This window comes from Bradyrhizobium sp. KBS0727, from assembly GCF_005937885.2.
Taxonomy (GTDB): Bacteria; Pseudomonadota; Alphaproteobacteria; order Rhizobiales; family Xanthobacteraceae; genus Bradyrhizobium.
Genome location: NZ_CP042176.1, coordinates 1356852 through 1379304 on the forward strand (window position 1 = coordinate 1356852; position 22453 = coordinate 1379304).

The window sequence follows — 22453 nt, forward strand, 5'->3', positions numbered from 1 at the left end:
GGGCGAGGGTAAAACCAGGGCGCGTCACGATGCAGCGCAGCGACATTTCCTGCTTGCCAAAACAGCGGGACGGGCGGAGCATCCGATTTGCCGACCCAATCAAGGGCCGAGCTCCAACGTTAGGAGGCGGCAATGGGACAAGATGTCAGAAGTCCCCGAGGTCCACGGTGCATTGCGCTGGTGGGCCCTTTCCAGAGTGGTAAAACCTCCCTTCTTGAAGCCATCCTGGCGCGCACAGGCGCCATCCCCCGAGCCGGCAGCGTCGATGCGGGAACTTCGGTGGGCGATTCCAGCCCCGAAGCGCGCCACCACAAGATGGGCGTAGGCCTCAGCGCCGCCACAACCAGTTTCATGGGCGACAGCTATACCTTTATCGATTGTCCCGGCTCGATCGAGTTTGCGCAGGACATGCGCGCGGCGCTTCCCGCGGTCGATGCTGCGGTCGTGGTCTGCGAAGCCGACGAGAAGAAGTTGCCGCAACTGCAGATCATCCTGCGCGAGCTCGAGGATCTCGGCATTCCGCGCTTCCTGTTCCTGAACAAGATCGATCGCGCCAACAAGCGCATCCGCGAGACGCTCGCGACCCTGCAACCGGCGTCGCGCGTGCCGCTGGTGCTGCGCCAGATTCCGATCTGGAACGGTGAACTGATCGAAGGTTTTGTCGATCTCGCGCTGGAACGCGCTTTCGTCTATCGCGAGCACAAGGCTTCCGAAGTCGTGGATCTCGACGGCGGCAATCTCGACCGCGAGAAGGAAGCGCGGTTCTCGATGCTGGAAAAGCTCGCCGATCACGACGACGCGCTGATGGAGCAACTGCTTGAAGACATTCAGCCGCCGCGCGACGCGGTGTTCGACGATCTCGCGCGCGAATTGCGCGAAGGCCTGATCTGCCCGGTGCTGCTCGGAGCCGCGACCCGCGAAAACGGCGTGCTGCGGCTGATGAAGGCGCTGCGGCATGAGGCGCCCGATGTCACCACGACCGCCAAGCGGCTCGGGGTGTCCTCGCAAAAGGACGCGCTGGCCTACGTGCTCAAGACCGTGCATTTGCAGCACGGCGGCAAGCTGTCGCTGACGCGGATGCTGGCCGGCCACCTCGATGACGGCGCGACGCTGCAGTCCTCGTCCGGCGAAACCGGTCGCGTATCCGGCATCCTCGCCGTCAACGGCGCCTACGACAGCAAGCGCGCCGCGGCGGAAGCCGGCGATACCATCGCACTCGGCAAGCTCGACGCCATCAGGACCGGCGACACGCTGTCGAGCGGCAAGACCGCACCATCCGCGCTCGCGCATGTCGAACCGGCGCCGCCGGTGCTGGCGATGTCGCTGGCGGCCACCGACCGCAAGGACGACGTCAAGCTCGGCCAGTCGCTGCTGCGGCTGAACGAGGAGGACCCGTCACTCACCATGGTGCAGAACCCGCAAACCCACGACATCGTGCTGTGGGGACAGGGCGAGATGCATTTGCGCGTGGCGCTCGAAAGGCTGCACGAGCGCTTCGGCGTCAACGTCAAATCGCATGCGCCCGCGATCGGCTACCAGGAGACCATCCGCAAATCGATCACGCAGCGCGGCCGCCACAAGAAGCAGTCCGGAGGCCACGGCCAGTTCGGCGACGTGGTGCTGGAGGTCAAGCCGATGCCGCGCGGCTCGGGCTTCGAATTCCACGAAAAGGTCGTCGGCGGCGCGGTGCCGCGCAACTATATCGGCGCGGTCGAGGAGGGCGTGGTCGACGGGCTGACGCGCGGCCCGCTCGGCTTCCCCGTCATCGACCTTACGGTGACGCTGACGGACGGCTCCTATCACAGCGTCGACTCCTCCGATCTCGCGTTCCGCACCGCGGCGCGGATCGGCATGAGCGAGGCGCTGCCGCAGTGCCAGCCGGTGCTGCTGGAGCCGATCCACATGGTGGAGATCGTCTGCCCGACCGATGCCACGGCGAAGATCAATGCCATTCTGTCGGCGCGGCGCGGCCAGATTCTCGGCTTCGATACCCGCGAGAACTGGCCGGGATGGGACTGCGTGCGCGCCACCATGCCGGAAGCCGAGATCGGCGACCTGATCGTGGAACTGCGCTCGGCCACCGCCGGCGCCGGCAGTTTTACAAGGCAGTTCGACCGCATGTCCGAAGTCACCGGCCGCGCCGCCGACCAGATCATCGCCGCGCACCGGGTGGCGGCGTAGCCTTTGCCGGTCGTGCCGCCCTGTCGGGAGGCATGATCATTGGCAACGCCTTCGATCACAGCTAGCTTGCGCATCAGGGTTGGTGCGCAAGTCCACGATGCTTGATTCACGCCGCAACGTTGTCCTGGCCTGCGCGCTGAGCGCGCTTGCCGGCTATGTCGATGCCATCGGCTATCTGCACCTTGGCGGCCTGTTCGTCTCCTTCATGAGCGGCAATTCGACCCGGATGGGCGTCGCCATCGCGCAGGCGCATTGGCAGACCGCGGCGGAAGCGTTCGGACTGATCGCGCTGTTCGTAATCGGGGCGGCGGCCGGCAGCCTGATCGTGCTCGGCCACGGTGCGCATCGTCAGCCCTTTGTGCTGCTGGCGGAGGCCTTGCTGCTGGCCGTCGCCGCGCTCGCCTATACGTTCGGTCAGCCGAGCCTCGCGGTGGCCGCGATCGTGCTGGCGATGGGGCTGGAGAACGCCGTGTTCCAGATCCATGGCGGCGCCGGTCTCGGTCTGACCTACGTCACCGGCGCGCTGATCAAGGTCGGCCAGCTGATGGCGAAGGCGGTGACCGGCGGCCCGCGCTGGGCCTGGGCGCCCAATCTCATGTTGTGGGCGGCGCTGGTCGCGGGCTCGGTGCTCGGCGCGCTGGCCTATGCCTGGATCAATCTTGCTGCGATCTGGTTTGGCGCGGCCGCGGCGCTGGCCCTGAGCGGCATCGTTGCCGCGACCAACCGGCAACCACCCCGGATCAAGTCCGAGGGCATGCTTCGCTCGAAAACGCATTGACTTAGGTCCCGGCTTGCCCGATTTGACGGCCATGACAAGTGGAACCAAATCCCCCGCGGCCTGCCTGATCGGGTGGCCGGCGGCGCATTCGCGCTCGCCGCTGATCCATCATTACTGGTTGCGGACGCTTGGCATCGAAGGCGGCTACGTCATCGAGGCCGTACCGCCCGACGAGTTCGGGGATTTTGTTCTGCGGCTTTCCGTTCGCGGCTTCGTCGGCGCCAACGTCACTATTCCGCACAAGGAGCGCGCCCTGGCGCTGTCGAAGCCGGACGACCGCGCCCGCGCGGTCGGTGCGGCCAATACGCTGTGGTTTAGGGACGGCGAGCTGTGCTCGACCAATACCGACGTCGAAGGCTTCATCAACAATCTCGACGCCTGCGCGCCCGGCTGGGACAAGGCGGAGGACGCACTCGTGCTGGGCGCCGGCGGTTCGTCGCGCGCGGTATTGTTCGGATTGATCGAGCGCGGCATCAAGCGCGTGCATCTGGCCAACCGCACCCTGGCGCGCGCTCGCGCGCTTGCGGAACAGTTCGGGCCGAGGGTGGTGCCGGTCGCGTGGGATGGCGCAGGCGGTCTGCTGCCGCGCGCCGGCCTGCTGGTGAATACGACCTCGCTCGGCATGCACGGCCAGCCTCCGCTCGAACTCGATGTGGATTTGCTGCCGTCCGATGCCGCGGTCGCGGATCTCGTTTACGTGCCGCTGCAAACGCCCTTGCTTGCCACCGCCCAAGGCCGCGGACTGAAGACCGCCGACGGGCTCGGCATGTTGCTGCACCAGGCGGTGCGGGGTTTTGAATTGTGGTTCGGCCGGCGCCCCGCGGTGACGCCGGAATTGCGTGCGCTGGTCGAGGCCGATCTCACGAAGACATGATCGGCTGATCGCGGATTTTTGAGCCGGAATATTCACGAAAAACCGGGGTCAATAGTTAGGTCAGCACAGCGCTGTCCCCCGGAGATTCTCGTATGCCCGCCTTTAGCTATCAACTCGTTCGCCCGCTTTTCGCCGTCGTGATGGTCGCGGCTTCCACGATTTATGCGATCGCCCAGCAGCCGCCGTCGCCGTCACGGGTTCGCGGCACCATCGAGGCCGTCGATGGCGAGGTGCTTGCGGTCAAGTCGCGCGCCGGCGAGGACGTCAAGCTGCACATGACCGGCGACATCAAGATCGTCGGCATCACCAAGATCGCGCTGTCCGACATCAAGGTCGGCTCCTTCATCGGTACCACCACGGTTCCCGGGCCGGACGGCAGCAACAATGCGGTCGAGGTCCATGTGTTTCCGGAAAACATGCGCGGCACCGGCGAGGGCTCGCGGCCCTACGATCTCAAGCCCAACAGCACCATGACCAATGCGACGGTGGAACAGTCCGTGGTCGGCAATGACGGCCACACCCTCAACATCAAGTACAAGGACGGCGAGAAGAAAGTCGTGGTTCCCGCGGAAACGCCTGTCGTCACCTACGTCCCCGCCGACAAGTCGGACCTCAAGCCCGGCGCCAAGGTGATCGCCTTCATGAAGAAGCTGCCGGACGGCTCGTTCGAGACCAACCGCGTCAGCGTCGGCCGCGACGGCCTGACGCCCCCGATGTGACGATGGAATAGGCCCTTCCATCCGGGGTTTGCGAAGGATCGGCCGCACAGACGGCCCAGGGAGGACATCATGCCGAAACTCGTCTCGTTGATCGCTTCGCTTGCCATTGTTTCCGCTGTCGCCACGGCGGCATCGGCGCAAACGCCGCCAACCGTGCGCATTCGCGGCACCATCGAGGCCGTCGATGGATCCATGCTGTCGATCAAGTCCCGCGAGGGCACCGACATGAAAGTGCGGATGACGGACAATGTGGCGGTGTTCGGCGTTGCCAAGACCGACCTGTCGGAAATCAAGGAAGGTTCCTACATCGGCGTCACCGCAGTTCCGGAACCGGACGGCGTTCAGAAGGCGGTCGCGGTGCATATTTTTCCCGAGAACCAGCGCGGCGCCGCCGAAGGCTTTCGGCCTTGGGATCAGCGCCCGAACTCGACCATGACCAATGCCACCGTCGCCCAGACCGTGAAGGGCACCGACGGCCAGAACATCCTGGTCAAGTACAAGGACGGCGAAAAGAAAGTCCTGGTGCCGCCGGGTACGCCGATCGTCACCTTCGTCGCCGGCGACAAGTCCGAACTGAAGCCCGGCGCCAAGATCATCATCTTCGGTGCGGTCAAGAAGGACGACGGCACGCTCGAAGCCAACCGCGTCAATGTCGGCCGCGACGGCATTACACCGCCGATGTGAGGCGACGCGTCATTCGGGGCGATGCGTAGCATCGATCCTTAGATGCGCAATTGCGCACCGGGGAATCTCGAGATTCTCAGGTGCGCAATTGCGCACCATAGTTCGCGTTGCGCGCGCCCCGGAATGACATTCGTCAGATCGCAAGCACGTGATCGTCGATTTCGGCGATGGTGTTGACGCCGCACAGGCCCATCGTGGTGATCAGTTCCTTGGCGAGGATGTCGAGCGCCTTGGTGACGCCGGCCTGTCCGCCGGCGCCGAGCCCGTAGGCATAGGCGCGGCCGATCATGCAGGACTTGGCGCCGAGCGCCAGCGCACGCATCACGTCCTGGCCGGAGCGGATGCCGCCGTCGAACATGATTTCCACCTGCGAGCCGACCTCATCGACGATCTCAGGCAGCACCTCGATCGACGACGGCGCGCCGTCGAGCTGACGGCCGCCGTGGTTGGAGACGACGATCGCCTGCGCACCGGTCTTGGCGGCGATCTCGGCATCCTCGACGTCGAGAATGCCCTTGAGGATCAGCTTGCCCGGCCAGATGCTGCGGATCCAATCGATGTCCTTCCAGTTCAGCGAGGTGTCGAACTGCGACGCCGTCCACTCCGACAGCTTGGTCAGGTCCTCGGTGCCTTTGACGTGACCGACGATGTTTCCGAAGCTGCGGCGCTTGCCGCGCAGCACGCCGGCGACCCATGACGGCTTGCTCGCGAAGTCCAGTAGTTTCGACAGCGACCATTCGGGCGGCACCGTCATGCCGTTCTTGATGTCCTGATGGCGCTGCCCGATCACCTGCAGGTCGACGGTGAGCACCAGCGCCGAGCACTTGGCGGCGATCGCACGCTCGATCAGCGACTTGATGAAGCCGCGGTCCTTCATCACGTAGAGCTGGAACCAGAACGGCTTGTCGACGGCAGCCGCGATGTCCTCGATCGAGCAGATCGACATCGTGCTCTGGGTGAAGGGAATGCCGGCGGCCTGCGCCGCGCGGCAGGCATAAATCTCGCCGTCGCCATGCTGCATACCGAGCAGGCCGACCGGCGCCAGGATCAGCGGCATCGCGGCGGGTTCGCCGAGAATCGTGGTCGAGAGATCGCGTTTCGACACGTCGACCAGGATGCGCTGGCGGAACTTGATCTGCTGCAGGTCGTCGTGGTTGGCGCGCAGCGTGTCCTCGGTATAGGAGCCGCGGTCCGCATAGTCGAAAAACGCTTTCGGGACGCGCCGCTGGTGCAACTGGCGCAGATCCTCAATGCAGGTAATGTGCTTCATGGACGTTCCGGCCCTTCTTGAATTTCTTGGCTGTGTTGTCATCTAGCATGGTTGGTTCGCCAGCCAAATCGCGGACCAAAGCCCGCGGGAGGGAGATGTCATGTCTGCACCGCGTACCACTTCCAAAGCTGCCAGCGCCGCCGAAAAACAGGCCGAGAAGCGCCGGCTGGACGAGGCCCTGGAGGAGGGGCTGGAAGAGACTTTTCCGGGCTCCGACCCGGTCAGTGTGACCCAGCCGGCGCCCTCGAGGGGCGACAGCCATGTCAAACGGGGTGGCTGAGATCCCGCAGCGGCACCGCCGAATCGGAAAATGGTGCACTACGACAATGGCTTAGCTATTGCCTTTGGCTGCCGTTGGCCGTAATGATTCATCATATTTTTTGAAGTCCTTTTAGCCCCTGAGGGATTATAACCCCTGCACGCTACGATGGGCGTTCGGGGATTCCTGCCGGGAATGGCTAGTTTAGCCCCCGGTCGGGAAATCTTGGGGAATGCTGGGGGGTCATATGAGCCGCAAATATTTCGGTACCGACGGGATTCGGGGCCGCGCCAATGGTTTGATCACGCCGGAACTCGCGCTCAAGGTGGGGCAGGCGGCCGGGCTGGTGTTTCAGCGCGGCGACCATCGCCATCGCGTCGTCATCGGCAAGGACACGCGGCTCTCCGGCTACATGATCGAATACGCCATGGTGGCCGGCTTTACCTCGGTCGGCATGGACGTGCTGCTGCTCGGGCCGATCCCGACACCGGCGGTGGCGATGCTGACCAAGTCGATGCGCGCCGATCTCGGCGTGATGATTTCGGCGTCCCACAACCTGTTCGAGGACAACGGCATCAAGCTGTTCGGCCCACAGGGCTTCAAATTGTCCGACGACGTCGAGAAGCAGATCGAGCAGTTGCTGGACGAACCGATCGACCGCCATCTGGCGCAGAGCGCCAGCCTCGGTCGCGCCCGCCGCATCGACGGCGTCCACGACCGCTACATCGAATTCGCCAAGCGCACGCTGCCGCGCGAACTCTCGCTCGACGGCCTGCGCGTCGTGATCGATTGCGCCCACGGCGCTGCCTACAAGGTGGTGCCGGAAGCGCTATGGGAGCTGGGTGCCGACGTCGTCGCGATCGGCGTCGATCCGGACGGATTCAACATCAACAAGGAATGCGGCTCGACGTCGCCGGAGGCGCTGAGCAAGAAGGTGCGCGAGATGCGCGCCGATATCGGCATCGCGCTCGACGGCGACGCCGATCGCGTCATCCTGGTCGATGAGCGCGGCCATGTGGTCGACGGCGACCAGCTTCTGGCCGTGATCGCGCAGAGCTGGAAGGAAGACGGCCGGCTCGCCAGGCCCGGCATCGTCGCCACCGTGATGTCCAATCTCGGGCTCGAACGCTTCCTCGAGGGCCATGGTATCGGCATGGTGCGCACGCCGGTCGGCGACCGCTACGTGCTCGAGCAGATGCTGAAGCAGGGCTACAATCTCGGCGGCGAACCGTCGGGCCACATCATCCTGTCCGACTATGCCACCACCGGCGATGGTTTCGTCGCCGCGCTGCAGGTGCTGGCCGTGGTGCAAAAGCTTCGCCGCCCGGTGTCGGAAGTCTGCCACCGCTTCGATCCGCTGCCGCAGATCCTCAAGAATGTGCGCTACCGCAGCGGCAAGCCGCTCGACCATGCCGGCGTGCAATCGGCGATCGTCGACGGCGAAAAGCGCCTCAACGGCCACGGCCGCCTGCTGGTCCGCTCCTCCGGCACCGAGCCGGTGATCCGGGTGATGGGCGAGGGCGACGACCGCATCCTGGTCGAGGACGTCGTCAACCAGATATGCGACGCACTCGGTCACGCCGCGGCAGCCTAAGGCGCGCAATATCTGGATATCCGGCGTGTCCTGACGCATCGCAGCCATCGGCGATTGCTGCTGGTCGGGCTGGCGCGCCCGTCGTAGAAAACGCGCATTGCGATCTGCGAATTAGAGCCTTATCGGTTCTGATTGAATCAGAACCGGGCTCTACTCTTTTGTTTTGACGCGTTTTCTTTACGCGAACCGGTATCCACTTCGCTCGAAAACGCTATAGCTGAGGGAAGCGCGCTTGAACAAGCCCGTCACCGTCTCCGAGGAAGCGCTGGCAGCTCCCGTGCTCGTGCCGGATGTTGCGCCGGGTTTGGCGGCCAAGGCGGCCGCGGCGGGACCGGCCTATATCGTGCTGGCCGGAATCAGCTTCTCGCATTTCCTCAACGACACGATGCAGTCGCTGATTGCCTCGGTCTATCCGATCCTGAAGCACGCCTACGCGCTGGACTACGGGCAGATCGGCATGATCACGCTGGCGTTCCAGTTTACGGCGTCGCTGCTGCAGCCGCTGGTCGGGCATTTCACCGACAAGAAGGCGCAGCCGTTTTCGCTATCGATCGGCATGGGCTTCACCTTCGTCGGCTTGCTGCTGCTCAGCATCGCCGGCACTTACGGCATCATCCTGATCGCTGCCTCGCTGGTCGGATTGGGCTCGGCGGTGTTTCATCCGGAATCGGCGCGGATCGCGCGCCTCGCCTCGGGCGGGCGCTACGGTTTCGCGCAGTCGATATTTCAGCTCGGCGGCAGCTTCGGAACCTCAATGGGCCCGGTGCTGGCGGCGCTGATCGTGGTGCCGTTCGGCCAGCCCAGCATCGCCTGGTTTTCCTCGATCGCATTTCTGGCGATCGTGATCCTGTGGCGGATCGGGGTCTGGTACAAGCCGCAGATCGCCACCAAAAAATCCGCCGTGGTCGAACGCCATCCGGATGCCCCGGACTCCCGCCGCGTCAGGATCGCGCTGGTGGTGCTGGTCGCGCTGCTGTTTTCCAAGCAGCTCTACGTCTCCAGCCTGTCGAGCTATTACATCTTCTATCTGATCGACAAGTTCGGAATCTCGACCCAGGCTGCCCAGCTCTACCTGTTCATCTTCCTTGCCGCCAACGCGGCCGGTGCTTTCTTCGGCGGCCCGCTCGGCGATCGCTATGGCCGCAAATACATCATCTGGTTCTCGATCCTCGGCGCGCTGCCGTTCACGCTGGCGCTGCCCTATGCCGGCCTGTTCGGTTCGGCCGTGCTGAGCGTGATCATCGGCCTGATCCTGTCGTCGGCGACGTCGTCGATCATCGTATTCGCGCAGGAACTGATGCCGCACCGCTTCGGGATGATTTCGGGCGTGTTCTTCGGCGTCGCCTTCGGGATCGGCGGACTAGGTGCTGCGGTGCTCGGCAAGCTCGCCGATCACACCGGCATCGCGTTCGTGTATCACGTCTGCGCCATCCTGCCGGCGCTCGGGCTGCTCGCGGTGTTCCTGCCGAAGATGCCGCGCTACGCGCGCTGACGCGCTCAAGCGTGGCGGGTGGCGGCTCGCGTTAACAAATCCTGACCAGCCCGGCCGCGCCGCGTTGTCCGTCAATACATCGTTAGGATGTGTGACGGCTTCCCCACTTTCCGTGCTGCAATTGCATCGGTTTTCCGCTGCAAACAAAGGGCTTTCAGAAATCGTCAGAGATTATCAACCTTAAAAATTAGGGTTAAGCGCCGCTTAAGCATTTGATGGCATCGTCCGACCGTGAGTTTTTGAAGTGAGGCCTCCGTAGTCAGCCCTCACCGGACAAAGGACGAAGCCAATGCGTAGCGTTAAGTTGATCATCGCCGCCGGAGCGGCCACGTTATTGTCCCAGGCTGCGTTTGCAGCAGACATGGCGATTGCGCCGCCCCCGCAGATGTATGCACCGCCCCCCGTGGTCGAGGATTTCGGCGGCTGGTACCTGCGCGGCGACATCGGCTTCAGCAATCAAAAGGTCCGCGCTGTTACCCCGAGCTTTGTCGATCCAGGGATCACCGTAGCTTCGACGCAGGGCCTTGGCTTCGACAGCGCCGGAATCTTCGGTCTCGGCGCCGGTTACCGGGTGAATAATTGGTTCCGCGCTGATGTGACCGGCGAATATCGCGGCAGTGCCAACATGCATGGTCTCGACATCGTCGCCTTCAACGGTGTTGCGGGCTTTACCGACGAATATCGGGCCAGCAAATCCGAATGGCTGGTCCTTGCCAACGCGTATGTCGACCTCGGTACCTGGTGGTGCGTGACCCCGTTCATTGGCGCTGGCGTCGGCGCGTCGCGGAATACGATTTCGAACTTCCTCGACGTCAACACACCGAACGCAGGCGTCGCCTTTGCGCCGACCGCTTCGAAATGGGATCTCGCCTGGGCGGTACATGCTGGCCTGGCCTACAAGGTCACCCCGAACCTCACGCTCGAACTCGCCTACCGTTACGTGGATCTCGGAAGCGGCGTTACCGGCGCGCTCACTGACTTCACCGGTTTTACACGCGGCCGGACCATGCAGTTCAAGGATATTACGTCAAACGACCTGAAGTTCGGCGTGCGCTGGAATTTCGACAATCCGCAGCCGGTCTATCAACCGCCGCTGATTCGCAAAGGTTAATTCGGCCTTTCATCGGTTAACGATTGCAAACGGCGCGGGATCTTTCCGCGCCGTTTTGCTTTTGGCGGCGCGCGGAAGCATTGCGTCGGTCGCGCGAAAATATCCGCCGCTTTTCCGGCAAGATTGCGCCAATCGGGTGCTCACGAGAACGATTGGTTAAGGTTAACAGGCGATGATCATCGCCGAGTTCAGAGTGTGCGATGGAGCGTTGTGATGCGTTTGATTTTGCTGGCAGCGATGATGTGCGGCGTTGCGGCGGGTGCGCAGGCCGCCGATCTTCCCGATCTGCCGATTCTCCGCGGCGCCGTCACCGACGGACTCTCCACCAGCAATGTGAACTGGCAGGGCTTCTATGTCGGCGGCCAGGCGGGTTATGGATCGTCGGACGAGAATTTCACCGGCTCGAACGCGAACATGCTCGCGGCCTTGCTTGACCACAACGTCATCCAGCAGATGCAGGTTTCGAATTGGAACCTCGGCCTCGGAAAGCAATCGTCGCGCTCGTCGGGCTATGGCGGATTCGTAGGTTACAACTGGCAATGGACCGACGTCGTCATTGGTCTTGAAGGAAGCTATCTGCACGGCACGTTCGGGGGCACGGCTCACGCGTCGAGGGAGCTCGTGAGCGGCACCGCATTGACCGACGGTCTGTTCCACGACGTTGCGGTCGATTCATCGGCGTCGATTTCGGTTTCGGACATGGCGACGCTCCGGGCGCGCGCGGCCTATGTGTGGGGCTGCTTCCTGCCTTATGCGTTCGGCGGAATTGCGCTCGGCAATGCCGACATATCGCGCAGCGTCGTGGTCCGTGACGCCGTCAGCAACACGATCGCCGGGCCGTTCGTTCCGCTGGCAACATTGACCGCGACGAATGTCCAGCACAACCACCTCGTCTACGGCTACTCGGCAGGCCTTGGCGTCGACGTCAATCTGGTCGGCGGCCTCTTCATGCGTGCGGAATGGGAATATGTCCGGTTCACATCGTCGGTAGACACCAGCATCAATACCGTTCGCGCGGGCCTCGGCTACAAGTTCTAATCCGGCCGCCGCCGTCGGCTCGCTGTTGACAGACCTGTTCCCGCCTGCTGCTCTGCCGTCTCCCAAGAGACGGCCAGCATGAAAATCTACGGCGATATCAATTCAGGCAATTGCCTGAAGGTGAAATGGGTGTGCGATCGCCTCGCGTTGCCCTACGTCTGGGTGGCGATCGATACGCTCAAACAGGAAACCCGGACGCCGGAATTTCTCAAGCTCAACGACGCCGGCCAGGTGCCTACAGTCGCGTTCGACGACGGCCGGACGCTGGCACAATCCAACGCCATCATCCGTCATCTCGCCCGCGGCAGCGACCTCATTCCCGCCGATGCCTTCGCGCAGGCCAAGATGGACGAATGGCTGTTCTGGGAACAGTACAGCCACGAGCCCTATATCGCGGTGTGCCGCTTCCACATGTTCTATCTAGGCAAGCCGGCCTCTGATCTCGATCCCGACAAGGTCAAGCGCGGCTACGCTGCGCTGGCGCGGATGGAGCACCAACTCGCGATCACGCCGTTTCTGGTCGGTAACGCCGTCTCGCTCGCCGATGTTTCGTTGTTGGCCTATACGCGCGTGGCGCATGAAGGCGGCTTCGATCTCGGCTTCTATCCTGCCGTGCGTCGCTGGATCGGCGAGACCGAGAGATTTCTCGGCCTGCCGCCGGCGCGTTGAAATCTCATCTGGAAAGCACCATGGCTGCCATTTCGAACGTCACCATCCGCCGCGTCCGTCGCGAGGACGTCGCCGTCATTGTCGGCATGCTGGCGGACGATCCGCTCGGCGGCGCCCGCGAGCGGATCGAGGATCCGCTGCCGGCATCCTATTTCAAGGCGTTCGAGGCCGTCGAACGCGATCCGAACATCCAGCTCGTGGTCGCCGAGGACGGCGAGGGCGCTGTGGTCGGCTGTCTTCAATTGTGCATCCTGCCGGGGCTGAGTTCGCAGGGCGCCTCGCGCGGCCTGATCGAGGATGTCCGCGTCGCCAGCCATTGCCGCAGCCGCGGCATCGGCGAGCAGTTGGTGCAATGGGCGGTGGCGGAAGCGCGCGGCAAAGGCTGCAAGCTGGTCGAGTTGCTGACGCACCAAACCCGGATCGATGCGCAGCGGTTCTATGAACGGCTCGGCTTTGCGCGCAGCCATGTCGGCATGACGGTCCGATTTTGATAGGCCGACGGCTCTTATCCGCAGGGTTGAGATGCGCCTCCGATCGTTCGCGACGGCAGCGACTATGTGGTGCGGGCGGACGAGAAAAGCGTTCTGAAGATTTCCAGCCGGCGGCGGGCCGCCAAGCTGGTCGCCGATGCCGCCGAATTGCTGCAGCAGCAGCCGGAGCACTCCACTGAGGTCGAGGGCACATCAATCGTCCCTGATCTCGGAGCAATTCCCGATCCCACCCAAGTTCCTTGACGATCGGGCGCCTTTACCTTATGTACCGCGGCGGGACACCTCCCCCCAACGGGAGGCTTACTATCTGGAAGGATAGATTATGACCGTAGCGAAGCCCGCCTCGCGGCCCAATGTGCCGCATTTTTCTTCCGGCCCCTGCGCCAAGCGCCCCGGCTGGAACCCCCAAAATCTCAAGGACGCAGCGCTCGGCCGTTCGCATCGCGCGAAGGTCGGCAAGGCCAAGCTCAAGCTCGCGATCGACCTGACGCGCGAAGTGCTTGAAGTGCCGGCCGGCTACAGGATCGGCATCGTGCCGGCGTCCGATACCGGCGCGGTCGAAATGGCGCTGTGGTCGCTGCTCGGCGCGCGTCCCGTCACCACCATCGCCTGGGAATCGTTCGGCGAAGGCTGGGTCAGCGACATCGTCAAGGAATTGAAGCTCAAGGACGTTACCAAGCTGCATGCCGGCTATGGCGATATCCCCGATCTCTCCAAGGCGGATCCGGCGTCCGACATCGTCTTCACCTGGAACGGCACGACCTCGGGCGTGCGGGTGCCCGATGCCAACTGGATCAGCGCGACGCGCGAAGGTCTCACCATCTGCGACGCGACCTCGGCAGCGTTTGCGCAACCGCTCGACTGGCCGAAGCTCGATGTCGTTACGTTCTCCTGGCAGAAGGCGCTGGGCGGCGAAGCCGCGCACGGCATGCTGATCCTGTCGCCGCGTGCGGTCGAACGTCTCGAAACCTACAAGCCGGCATGGCCGCTGCCGAAGATCTTCCGCATGACCAAGGGTGGCAAGCTCAACGAAGGCATTTTCGAGGGCGAAACCATCAACACGCCGTCGATGCTGTGCGTCGAGGACTATCTCGACGCGCTGAACTGGGCGAAATCGATCGGCGGCCTCAAGGCCCTGATCGCGCGCGCCGATGCCAACACCAAGGCACTCGCCGACTGGAAAGCGAAGACGCCGTGGATCGACTTCCTGGCCAAGGACGCATTGATCCGCTCCAACACCTCGGTGTGCCTGAAGATCGTCGATCCCGCGATCACCTCGCTGACCGCAGACGCACAGGCCGACTTTTCGAAGAAGCTGGTCGCGCTGGTGGAGAAGGAAGGCGCCGGTTACGACTTCGCCTATTACCGCGATGCGCCCGCGGGCCTGCGGATCTGGTGCGGCGCCACCGTGGAAGCGTCTGACGTGGCGCTGCTGACGCAGTGGATCGACTGGGCGTTCGCCGAGACCAAGGCAGCGTTGCCGAAGGCGGCGTAAGTACTCTGCCAACCTCGCCCCGTTCTTTACGGGGAGAGGTCGCCGCGTCTTCGCGGCGGGTGAGGGGCTCCCTCAGTTTAGCACCTCGCCCGCAATTGCCCCTCACCCCAACCCTCTCCCCGTAAGAACGGGGAGAGGGAGTAGAATTCGCTCCGCAGCTTCATCCGAGCGCTTGGCGCCGACCCCCCCCCAGCGAGGGAGGGTAGAGGAACACAAAATGACAAAGCCCAAGGTTCTCATTTCCGACGCGCTTTCCCCCGCCGCCGTCCAGATTTTCAAAGACCGCGGCATCGAGGTCGACTTCCAGCCCAATCTCGGCAAGGACAAGGACAAGCTCGCCGAGATCATCGGCAACTATGACGGGCTGGCGATCCGTTCGGCGACGAAAGCGACTGCCAAGATCATCGAGAAGGCGACCAAGCTGAAAGTGATCGGCCGCGCCGGCATCGGTGTCGACAATGTCGAAATTCCCGCCGCCACCGCCAAGGGCATCATCGTGATGAATACGCCGTTCGGCAATTCGATCACGACCGCCGAACACGCGATCACGCTGATGCTGGCGCTGGCGCGTGAAATTCCGCAGGCCGACGCCTCGACCCAGGCCGGCAAGTGGGAGAAGAACCGCTTCATGGGCGTCGAGATCACCGCGAAGACGTTGGGCGTGATCGGTTGCGGCAATATCGGCGCCATCGTTGCCGACCGCGCGCTTGGCCTGCGCATGAAGGTGATCGCGTTCGATCCGTTCCTGTCGCCGGAGCGCGCCAAGGACATCGGCGTCGAGAAGGTCGAGCTCGACGAGCTGCTCAAGCGCGCGGATTTCATCACGCTGCACACGCCGCTGACCGAGAAGACCAGGAACATCATCGACGCGGCGGCGATTGCCAAAATGAAGCAGGGCGTGCGTATCATCAATTGCGCCCGCGGCGGCCTGGTCGACGAGCAGGCGCTGGTCGACGCCCTGAACTCCAAGCATGTCGCGGGCGCGGCCTTCGACGTGTTCGTCGAGGAGCCGGCCACCGAGAACGTGCTGTTCGGCCATCCCAACGTGATCTGCACGCCGCATCTCGGCGCCGCCACCACGGAAGCGCAGGAGAACGTCGCCCTGCAGGTCGCCGAGCAGATGTCGGACTATCTCTTGACCGGTGCGATCTCGAACGCGGTGAACTTCCCGTCGATCACGGCGGAAGAGGCGCCGAAGCTGAAGCCGTTCATCGAGCTGGCCGAGAAGCTCGGCTCGTTCGCGGGCCAGCTTACCGAGACCGGCATCGCCAAGGTGCAGATCACCTATGAGGGCCAGGTCGCCGAAATGAAGATCAAGGCGATCACTTCGGCGGTGCTGTCGGGCCTGCTGCGGCCGATGCTGGGCGAGGTCAACGTGGTCTCGGCGCCGGTTGTCGCCAAGGAGCGCGGCATGGTGGTCGACGAGATCGTGCGCGCGGCGCATAGCGACTACGAGAGCCTGATCACGGTGACCGTCTCTACCGAGCGGCAGGAGCGTTCGGTATCGGGCACCGTCTATCACGACGGTAAGCCGCGGCTGGTCGACATCAAGGGCATCCGCATCGACGCCGAATTCGGCAAGTCGATGATCTACGTCACCAACGAGGACAAGCCGGGCTTCATCGGTGCTTTCGCGAGCCTGCTCGGCGACGCCAAGCTCAACATTGCGACCTTCCATCTCGGCCGCGTCAAGCAGGGCGCTGACGCCATCGCGCTGGTCGAGGTCGACGGCGCTGTGCCCGCTGAAGTGCTTAGCAAGGTGCAGGCGCTGCCGCAGGTCAAGCAGGCCAAGGCACTGACGTTTTAAAAGGCGCTGACCTTCCCGGCCAACGTGGTTTTAGGCGGCTGGTCTGTCCTGTCCGGGACGGATCAGCCGCTTCCTGCTTCCGCGAACCGGCGTCCACCACCGGATCAGGGCCGCATGCTTCGTTCGAAGCCGCTGCAGCTGCCCAAAATTACAGCGGCGATACGTAATCCTACGGACCTGCAATTTTACTAAAAATTGCGGGACGGCACGCTAGAGCCGAAGGAGCAGGTTTTCCCTTTGAACCGACCTCCTCAGGAGATCAGCATGCGGTCTCTTTCATTGCGTCTTACTCACAAGATTACGGCGATCGGCGTCATCGGCGTGGTCGGCGTCGTCCTGATCGGCGGCATGCATCTCTATGGCGAGAACGCCATCGCGGTCTATCGCGCCGCCGCCGAGAACGCGCGCACCATCGCCGAATTGAACCGCAGAATCGAGGTCGAGCTGCTGGAAGGCCGGCGGGCCGAAAAAGATTTTCTGCTGCGCAACGATGCGAAAAAGGCCGACAACCAGATCGAGATCGGCAAGGCCGTTGCCGGCGACATCGATACGCTGCGCAACAAGGTCGTAGCGATCGGCAAGCCGGATCTCGCCCGTCATATCGAGGCGATGCAGGCATCGCTGAAAAAGTACCAGGCGAATTTCGTCGCCGTCGTCGAGCAGAAGCGCGAGCTGGGCCTCGACGAAAAATCAGGCCTCGAGGGACGGCTGCGCAGTTCGGTCCACGATATCGAATCGCGGGTCGAAGCGCTGCACGAGCAATCGCTCGTGATCACCATGCTGACGATGCGCCGTCACGAGAAGGACTTCATGCTGCGGCGCGACGCTAAATATGGCGACGACATGAAGAAGCGAAATGCCGAATTTCTCGCGGGCGTCGACAATGCCGGCATTCCGGAAGCCGCAAAGACCGAGCTGAAGCAGAAGCTCGCCGACTATCAGCGCGACTTCCAGGCCTGGATGGCGCAGGCGCTGAAGCTGGCGGTCGAACTCAAGTCGATGTCGGATGCTTTTTCGGCGATCGAGCCGGTGATCGAGGCCGTGTCAAAGTCGGTCAATGACATCCGCGCCGAGGCCGACCGGCTGAACGTTGCGGAACGTGACAGCATCCAGTGGTGGATGGAAGTCGCCATTCTGCTGATCGCGGCCTCGGTGCTGGGGGCAGGGCTGTTCATCGGCCGCTCGGTGTCGAAGCCGCTGGCAGCGATGACGGCGGCGATGATGGAGTTGGCAAGGGGTAATTTCGCCATCGTGCTGCCGGGTCTCGGCCGCCCCGACGAGATCGGCGAGATCGCGCAGGCGGTCGAAACCTTCAAGGTCAATGCCGAGCAGAAGGCCCGCGACGAAGCCGAAGAAAAGATCCGGCAGGACCAGATCGTAGCGCAGCAGCGCAAGGCCGACATGATCAAGATGGCGGACGCCTTCGAGGGCGCGGTCGGCGAGATCGTCGAGACGGTGTCCTCCGCTTCCACCGAATTGGAAGCCTCGGCGGATGCGCTGACATCGACCGCGGCGCGCTCGCAGGAACTCTCTACCATGGTGGCGGCGGCTTCGGAGGAAGCTTCGACCAACGTGCAGTCGGTGGCGTCGGCGACCGAGGAACTATCCTCCTCAGTCAACGAGATCAGCCGCCAGGTGCAGGAATCGGCCCGGATGGCCAACGAGGCCGTCGATCAGGCGCAGCAGACCAACAATCGGGTCAGCGAGTTGTCGCAAGCGGCGGCACGGATCGGCGACGTCGTCGAACTCATCAACACCATCGCGGGGCAGACCAACCTTCTGGCCCTCAATGCGACGATCGAGGCGGCGCGTGCCGGTGAGGCCGGCCGCGGATTTGCGGTGGTGGCTTCCGAAGTCAAGGCGCTGGCCGAGCAGACCGCCAAGGCGACCGGCGATATCGGCCGCCAGATCGCCGACATCCAGTCAGCCACCCAGGACTCCGTCAACGCCATCAAGGAGATCAGCGGCACGATCGGGAGACTGTCGGAAATCTCGTCGACCATTGCGGCCGCGGTGGAAGAGCAGGGCGCCGCCACGCAGGAAATCTCGCGCAATGTGCAGCAGGCGGCGATAGGCACGACCCAGGTCAGCGCGCATATTTCCGACGTCAAGCAGGGCGCGACCGAGACCGGTTCGGCCTCGGCGCAGGTGCTCTCGGCCGCGCAGTCGCTGTCGGGTGACAGCAACCGCCTCAAGCTCGAGGTCGGCAAGTTCCTGAACACGGTGCGCGCGGCCTGAACCCGCGCGCGAACTACCAGCGGGCGGCCGATACCGCCCGCTGACGGCCGGTGCGCCATTCGGTGATGCTGCAGCCGAACTTGCCGCGAAACCAGCGCGCCAGCACGCTCTGCGCCGAAAAGCCCAGCATGCCGGCGATCTCCTTCAGCGGCCGGTTGCCGTCCTCGATCAACCGCATCACCATGTCGGCACGCTCTTCGTCCAGGATCGCGGAAAAGCTCGTGCTGCATTCCAGCAGCCGGCGGTGGACGGTGCGGCGATCACAGCCCAGATGCTCGGCGACGGTCTCGATCGCGCAATCGGCACCCGGCAGCAGCGCGCGCATCAGTTCGCGCACCTTGCCCGCCCAGTCTTCCGGGCGCCCACCGATTTCCTTGACCCGGTTCTCGACATAGCTCGCCAGCATCGGATGCGCCGTCGGTATCGCCCGGTTCATGTCTCGCGCATGAAGGATGATGGCATCGAACTCGGAATTGAACGTGACGTCGCAGCCGAAGAACTTGCGGTGATAGCTGCGGCGGCGTGGCGGCGAATGCGCCAGATGAATTTCCAGCGGCCGCCAGTCTTCTGGAAATAGCGAAGCGATCAGCCGGTGGATCCGGCCCAGCGCCAGTTCCGTCGACTGCCGCGTGGCGCGCTGCCGGCCGCCGCGAAGATGCATCGCGATTATGACCAGATCGTCGCGCCGGTCGATTTCCAGCCGCATCGCCTCGTTTTGAAGCTGGATGTAGCGCGCCAGCATTTCGATCGCCGCGCCAACGGTGGCCTGCTCGCGAACCACCAGCGCCACCGGGCCGAGGGTAGAGAAGCCGCCATACTCGGCCAGCCGCAGGCCGAATTCCTCGACCCCGGAGGTCTCGGCGGAGGCTTCCAGCAGCCGGCGGACACCCGCGACCGCGACGCGCAGGTCCGGGCGCTCCAGGCAGTGCAGCGGAAGCCGTGCCTGTTTCAGCAGCGCCTTCGGGTCGATGCCCACCGATCGGGCAACTTCCGCGTAATGCGTCAGGCTGGCGCTGCGTATCAGGTCGGTCATGCTTTAAATCTCAAGGAGTGTCCCGAAATGTAAAATATCTGTCCCCATTGGTCAAACGCCGGAACACGTTCCGGTATAAATACGTGATCCAGATACTGAGAGTACGGAGCGCGCGAGCTCCGGGTGCGCGCGATCGCGGCACAGATGGATCGATCAATTTCAGTTCGATCAAGCCTGCGATCACCCAAAGCCATATCGACCAAATCTGTTGCCGGGGGCAGCTATGCCGTGGAATGCGACGTCCAGGGGTGAGGTGTTCGTCATCGATAACGACGCGGCAACGCGGGAAACGTTGTCGAAGACGCTGCAGTTACGAGGCTACGACGTCATCAGCTTCGCCGACGGCCCGTCGCTGCTGGCCTATGCGAAGACCCACACGCCGGTCTGCGTATTCGTCGAGGTCGGCATGTCGGACCGGTCCGGGTTCGACGTTCTCAAGAAGCTGCGCGCGGAAAACTGCCCCGCACCGATCTTTGTCACATCCGCCGAAAGCGTGATCCCGATGGCGGTCGATGCCATCCGCAACGGGGCCGCCGATTTCATCGTCAAGCCGATTCATGGCGGCGACATCGTGGTTCGGATCGAAGCGGCGCTGGGCGAATTTTCGGAGTCTGCGACCGACGACACGATTTCGAAGATGTCGCTCAGCGTTCCCGGCTCCGTGCCGCTGACCGTGCGCGAGCGCGAGGTGTTGGCGCGGCTTGCGATCGGCGAAACCAACAAGGAAATTGCGCGCTATCTCGGCCTGAGCGTACGGACGGTCGAAGGTTATCGGGCCGGCATCATGCGCAAGGTCGGCGCCCGTACCGCGGCCGAACTGCTCCGCCGTGTGTTTAGCCACGGCCGCTATCAGGATCGCCATCCCTGACAGGGCCCTCGCCGCGGTCCTGCCGCCGACGAGCCATATGGAAACCCCAATCGAACCGGTTTCTCTGTCGCCGCGTCTCATCACCAGGGGTGATGAGCGTTTTGCGCGCCGCCGTCTTAACGACGGATAAGGAGAGAATCCATGCGATTGCTTGCCAATAGTCTTGTTACGACCAGCCTTGTGGTGTTGACGGCACTGGCCGCCGCGCCGGCGCAGGCGGCCGACCTCGACGCCAGTTCGGCGGTCGATGCCGTCACCGTCTATCCCGACGGCGCCAGTATCACGCGTATCATCACGCTCGATCTCCCGGCCGGTGACAATTCGGCGGTTTTGAAAGATTTTCCGCTGGCGCTGGATCCGTCCTCGCTGCGGGTCGAGGGCGCGGCGGGCGCGAAACTCACCATCGGCGCGATCGACGCCCGGCCGCCGCGCGCCGCACCCCCGGTCAATCTGCCCGAACTCGACAAGCGGATCGAGGCGCTGAAGGACGAGCGCGCGAACCTGCAGGGCATGGTCGATGCGGCCACTGCGCGGCGTAAGTTCGCCGAGCGTTTTGCGGAAAGCTCTCCGGCCGGCATTGGCGACAAGGGCGAGGCGCGGCCGATTTCGGAATGGCGCGCCGCCTTTGCTGCGGTCGGCGAGGAAGTGGCCTCCGCCGATACCGCGATCCGCGACGCCGAGCGCAAGCAGCGCGAGCTCGACCGGCAAATCGCGCAGCTCGAACAGGACCGCGCGCAGAAACCGCCGAACAAGCTCGAGGTCCGGATCGATCTGGCGGCATCGGCCGCCACCAAGGCGACGCTGCGGGTGACCTATGCGGTGCGCAACGCGCGCTGGACGCCGCTCTATGATGCGCGGCTCGACACCGGCACCGAAGACCGCAAGCCCGTGCTTGAACTGGTGCGCCGTGCCGAAATCACCCAGAGCACGGGCGAGGACTGGTCCAATGTCGCGCTGTCGGTCTCGACCGTGCGCACCACGCGTGGCGGCAACGCGCCGGATCTGAACTCGCTGATCGTGCAGTATCCGCAGCCGCCGCGCCCGATGCCGGCCCCCATGGCCTCCGACAGCCAGCGTGCGCGTGGCGGGCTCGCCAAGCTGGCGGAACCGTCTCCCGAACGCGCCGACGAGCAGCAGGCGACCGCCGATGTCAGTGGCTTCCAGGTGATGTTCAAGATTCCCGGTCGCGTCAGCCTCGGTGCCAGCGAAGGCGCCAAGAGCCTGCGCGTCTCGAGCGCGACCCTGGCGCCCGATCTGGCGGTACGCGCCGTGCCGGTGAAGGATCCGACCGCCTTCCTCGAAGCCAGCTTCAAGCAGAACGAGGACGCGCCGCTGCTGCCGGGCCGGGTCTCGATCTATCGCGACGGCAGCTTCGTCGGCCGCGGCCAGATGGCCGCTGCCAGCAAGGACGAGACGGTGCGGCTCGGTTTCGGCGCCGATGACAAGATCAAGATCGAGCGCGCCGTCGTCAAACGCAACGAGGGCTCGGCCGGACTGATCGTGACGACGTCGAAGACCGACGAGCGCTCGTTCAAGACCACGGTGCGCAACGGCCATGACTTCCCGATCAAAATTGCGATCGAGGACCAGTTGCCGGTCAGCGAGAACGAGGAAATCCAGGTCGAAATGCTGCCCGCCACCACGCCGCCGACCGCGACCAATCTGCACGACAAGCGTGGCGTGCTGGAATGGGCCTATGACGCCAAGCCCGGCGAAGTCAGGGACATCGCCTTCGCGTGGCGGGTGCGCTGGCCCAAGGACAAGGGCGTCGTGATGATTCCGTCGGGCTGAAGTCGGGGCGCTCTCGCGCATTCGCGCGGTCCGGGTGCCTCGACTCCCTCTCCCCGCTCTT

20 protein-coding genes are annotated in these 22453 nt (G+C 63.9%); 18 read left to right on the top strand and 2 right to left on the bottom strand.

What is annotated here, in order from left to right; translation table 11 throughout:
- The first annotated feature begins 132 nt into the window (after positions 1–132).
- The 5 genes from FFI89_RS06425 (at position 133) to FFI89_RS06445 (ending at position 5236) form a co-directional block, all read left to right on the top strand.
- Complete coding sequence (locus FFI89_RS06425) at positions 133–2181, top strand: elongation factor G (protein ID WP_138833947.1); 2049 nt, start codon at positions 133–135, stop codon at positions 2179–2181.
- A gap of 97 nt (positions 2182–2278) precedes the next feature.
- Positions 2279–2959, top strand: a complete 681-nt coding sequence (locus FFI89_RS06430) for a YoaK family protein (RefSeq protein ID WP_138833949.1) — start codon at positions 2279–2281, stop codon at positions 2957–2959.
- 31 nt (positions 2960–2990) lie between these two features.
- Positions 2991–3833, top strand: a complete 843-nt coding sequence (locus FFI89_RS06435; RefSeq protein ID WP_138833951.1) for a shikimate dehydrogenase — start codon at positions 2991–2993, stop codon at positions 3831–3833.
- Positions 3834–3973: 140 nt separating this feature from the next.
- Positions 3974–4552 carry a hypothetical protein gene (locus FFI89_RS06440; protein WP_168213145.1) on the top strand — a complete coding sequence of 193 codons (579 nt, stop codon included), beginning with the start codon at positions 3974–3976 and terminating at the stop codon, positions 4550–4552.
- Between the two features lie 69 nt (positions 4553–4621).
- Positions 4622–5236 (top strand): hypothetical protein, encoded by a 615-nt coding sequence (locus FFI89_RS06445; RefSeq protein WP_138833955.1) that lies wholly within the window; start codon positions 4622–4624, stop codon positions 5234–5236.
- Positions 5237–5369: 133 nt separating this feature from the next.
- On the opposite strand, the gene FFI89_RS06455 is transcribed toward FFI89_RS06445, so the two are convergent.
- Positions 5370–6506, bottom strand: coding sequence for an alpha-hydroxy acid oxidase (locus tag FFI89_RS06455; protein WP_138833957.1), 1137 nt, complete (start codon positions 6504–6506; stop codon positions 5370–5372).
- A 100-nt stretch (positions 6507–6606) separates the two neighbouring features.
- Between FFI89_RS06455 and FFI89_RS06460 the strand changes: the two genes are divergently transcribed.
- The 11 genes from FFI89_RS06460 (at position 6607) to FFI89_RS06505 (ending at position 18700) form a co-directional block, all read left to right on the top strand.
- Positions 6607–6786: a hypothetical protein gene (locus tag FFI89_RS06460; protein ID WP_138833959.1), complete on the top strand. Its 180-nt coding sequence runs from the start codon at positions 6607–6609 to the stop codon at positions 6784–6786.
- Between the two features lie 226 nt (positions 6787–7012).
- Positions 7013–8359, top strand: coding sequence for a phosphoglucosamine mutase (glmM, locus tag FFI89_RS06465; RefSeq protein ID WP_138836134.1), 1347 nt, complete (start codon positions 7013–7015; stop codon positions 8357–8359).
- A 232-nt stretch (positions 8360–8591) separates the two neighbouring features.
- Positions 8592–9851 (top strand): MFS transporter, encoded by a 1260-nt coding sequence (locus tag FFI89_RS06470; protein WP_138833960.1) that lies wholly within the window; start codon positions 8592–8594, stop codon positions 9849–9851.
- A gap of 289 nt (positions 9852–10140) precedes the next feature.
- The gene (locus FFI89_RS06475; RefSeq protein WP_138833962.1) at positions 10141–10962 is read left to right on the top strand and encodes an outer membrane protein; all 822 of its coding nucleotides are present in this window, start codon (positions 10141–10143) and stop codon (positions 10960–10962) included.
- A 213-nt stretch (positions 10963–11175) separates the two neighbouring features.
- Entirely contained in the window at positions 11176–12000 is an 825-nt protein-coding gene (locus FFI89_RS06480; RefSeq protein WP_210249076.1) for an outer membrane protein, read from the top strand.
- A 78-nt stretch (positions 12001–12078) separates the two neighbouring features.
- The gene (locus FFI89_RS06485; RefSeq protein WP_138833964.1) at positions 12079–12669 is read left to right on the top strand and encodes a glutathione S-transferase family protein; all 591 of its coding nucleotides are present in this window, start codon (positions 12079–12081) and stop codon (positions 12667–12669) included.
- A 20-nt stretch (positions 12670–12689) separates the two neighbouring features.
- Positions 12690–13160 (top strand): GNAT family N-acetyltransferase, encoded by a 471-nt coding sequence (locus tag FFI89_RS06490; RefSeq protein WP_138833965.1) that lies wholly within the window; start codon positions 12690–12692, stop codon positions 13158–13160.
- A gap of 66 nt (positions 13161–13226) precedes the next feature.
- Positions 13227–13403, top strand: coding sequence for a hypothetical protein (locus FFI89_RS34250; RefSeq protein ID WP_168212804.1), 177 nt, complete (start codon positions 13227–13229; stop codon positions 13401–13403).
- A gap of 79 nt (positions 13404–13482) precedes the next feature.
- Positions 13483–14655, top strand: coding sequence for a phosphoserine transaminase (locus FFI89_RS06495; protein WP_138833967.1), 1173 nt, complete (start codon positions 13483–13485; stop codon positions 14653–14655).
- Positions 14656–14872: 217 nt separating this feature from the next.
- On the top strand, positions 14873–16462 hold the full coding sequence (gene serA, locus FFI89_RS06500; protein ID WP_138833969.1) for a phosphoglycerate dehydrogenase: 1590 nt from the start codon (positions 14873–14875) through the stop codon (positions 16460–16462).
- 264 nt (positions 16463–16726) lie between these two features.
- Entirely contained in the window at positions 16727–18700 is a 1974-nt protein-coding gene (locus tag FFI89_RS06505; RefSeq protein WP_138833970.1) for a methyl-accepting chemotaxis protein, read from the top strand.
- A gap of 13 nt (positions 18701–18713) precedes the next feature.
- Here the strand turns inward: FFI89_RS06505 and FFI89_RS06510 are convergent, their stop codons facing one another.
- Positions 18714–19733 (bottom strand): AraC family transcriptional regulator, encoded by a 1020-nt coding sequence (locus FFI89_RS06510; RefSeq protein ID WP_138833972.1) that lies wholly within the window; start codon positions 19731–19733, stop codon positions 18714–18716.
- Positions 19734–19956: 223 nt separating this feature from the next.
- On the opposite strand from FFI89_RS06510, the gene FFI89_RS06515 reads away from it, so the two are divergent.
- Both FFI89_RS06515 and FFI89_RS06520 read left to right on the top strand, forming a co-directional pair.
- Positions 19957–20601, top strand: a complete 645-nt coding sequence (locus FFI89_RS06515) for a response regulator transcription factor (RefSeq protein ID WP_138833974.1) — start codon at positions 19957–19959, stop codon at positions 20599–20601.
- 141 nt (positions 20602–20742) lie between these two features.
- Positions 20743–22392 (top strand): mucoidy inhibitor MuiA family protein, encoded by a 1650-nt coding sequence (locus tag FFI89_RS06520; RefSeq protein WP_138833976.1) that lies wholly within the window; start codon positions 20743–20745, stop codon positions 22390–22392.
- The last annotated feature ends 61 nt before the right edge of the window (positions 22393–22453 follow it).

Excerpts from the sequence above, each read along its gene's own strand:
- FFI89_RS06495 (WP_138833967.1), top strand. The coding sequence starts at position 13,483 with ATGACCGTAGCGAAGCCCGCCTCGCGGCCCAATGTGCCGCATTTTTCT.
- FFI89_RS06480 (WP_210249076.1), top strand. The coding sequence starts at position 11,176 with ATGCGTTTGATTTTGCTGGCAGCGATGATGTGCGGCGTTGCGGCGGGT.
- FFI89_RS06455 (WP_138833957.1), bottom strand. The coding sequence starts at position 6,506 with ATGAAGCACATTACCTGCATTGAGGATCTGCGCCAGTTGCACCAGCGG.
- FFI89_RS06430 (WP_138833949.1), top strand. The coding sequence starts at position 2,279 with ATGCTTGATTCACGCCGCAACGTTGTCCTGGCCTGCGCGCTGAGCGCG.
- FFI89_RS06460 (WP_138833959.1), top strand. The coding sequence starts at position 6,607 with ATGTCTGCACCGCGTACCACTTCCAAAGCTGCCAGCGCCGCCGAAAAA.
- FFI89_RS06445 (WP_138833955.1), top strand. The coding sequence starts at position 4,622 with ATGCCGAAACTCGTCTCGTTGATCGCTTCGCTTGCCATTGTTTCCGCT.
- FFI89_RS06490 (WP_138833965.1), top strand. The coding sequence starts at position 12,690 with ATGGCTGCCATTTCGAACGTCACCATCCGCCGCGTCCGTCGCGAGGAC.
- FFI89_RS06475 (WP_138833962.1), top strand. The coding sequence starts at position 10,141 with ATGCGTAGCGTTAAGTTGATCATCGCCGCCGGAGCGGCCACGTTATTG.
- FFI89_RS06505 (WP_138833970.1), top strand. The coding sequence starts at position 16,727 with ATGCGGTCTCTTTCATTGCGTCTTACTCACAAGATTACGGCGATCGGC.
- FFI89_RS06515 (WP_138833974.1), top strand. The coding sequence starts at position 19,957 with ATGCCGTGGAATGCGACGTCCAGGGGTGAGGTGTTCGTCATCGATAAC.
- FFI89_RS06520 (WP_138833976.1), top strand. The coding sequence starts at position 20,743 with ATGCGATTGCTTGCCAATAGTCTTGTTACGACCAGCCTTGTGGTGTTG.
- FFI89_RS06425 (WP_138833947.1), top strand. The coding sequence starts at position 133 with ATGGGACAAGATGTCAGAAGTCCCCGAGGTCCACGGTGCATTGCGCTG.
- FFI89_RS06485 (WP_138833964.1), top strand. The coding sequence starts at position 12,079 with ATGAAAATCTACGGCGATATCAATTCAGGCAATTGCCTGAAGGTGAAA.
- serA (WP_138833969.1), top strand. The coding sequence starts at position 14,873 with ATGACAAAGCCCAAGGTTCTCATTTCCGACGCGCTTTCCCCCGCCGCC.
- FFI89_RS06440 (WP_168213145.1), top strand. The coding sequence starts at position 3,974 with ATGGTCGCGGCTTCCACGATTTATGCGATCGCCCAGCAGCCGCCGTCG.
- FFI89_RS06435 (WP_138833951.1), top strand. The coding sequence starts at position 2,991 with ATGACAAGTGGAACCAAATCCCCCGCGGCCTGCCTGATCGGGTGGCCG.
- FFI89_RS06510 (WP_138833972.1), bottom strand. The coding sequence starts at position 19,733 with ATGACCGACCTGATACGCAGCGCCAGCCTGACGCATTACGCGGAAGTT.
- glmM (WP_138836134.1), top strand. The coding sequence starts at position 7,013 with ATGAGCCGCAAATATTTCGGTACCGACGGGATTCGGGGCCGCGCCAAT.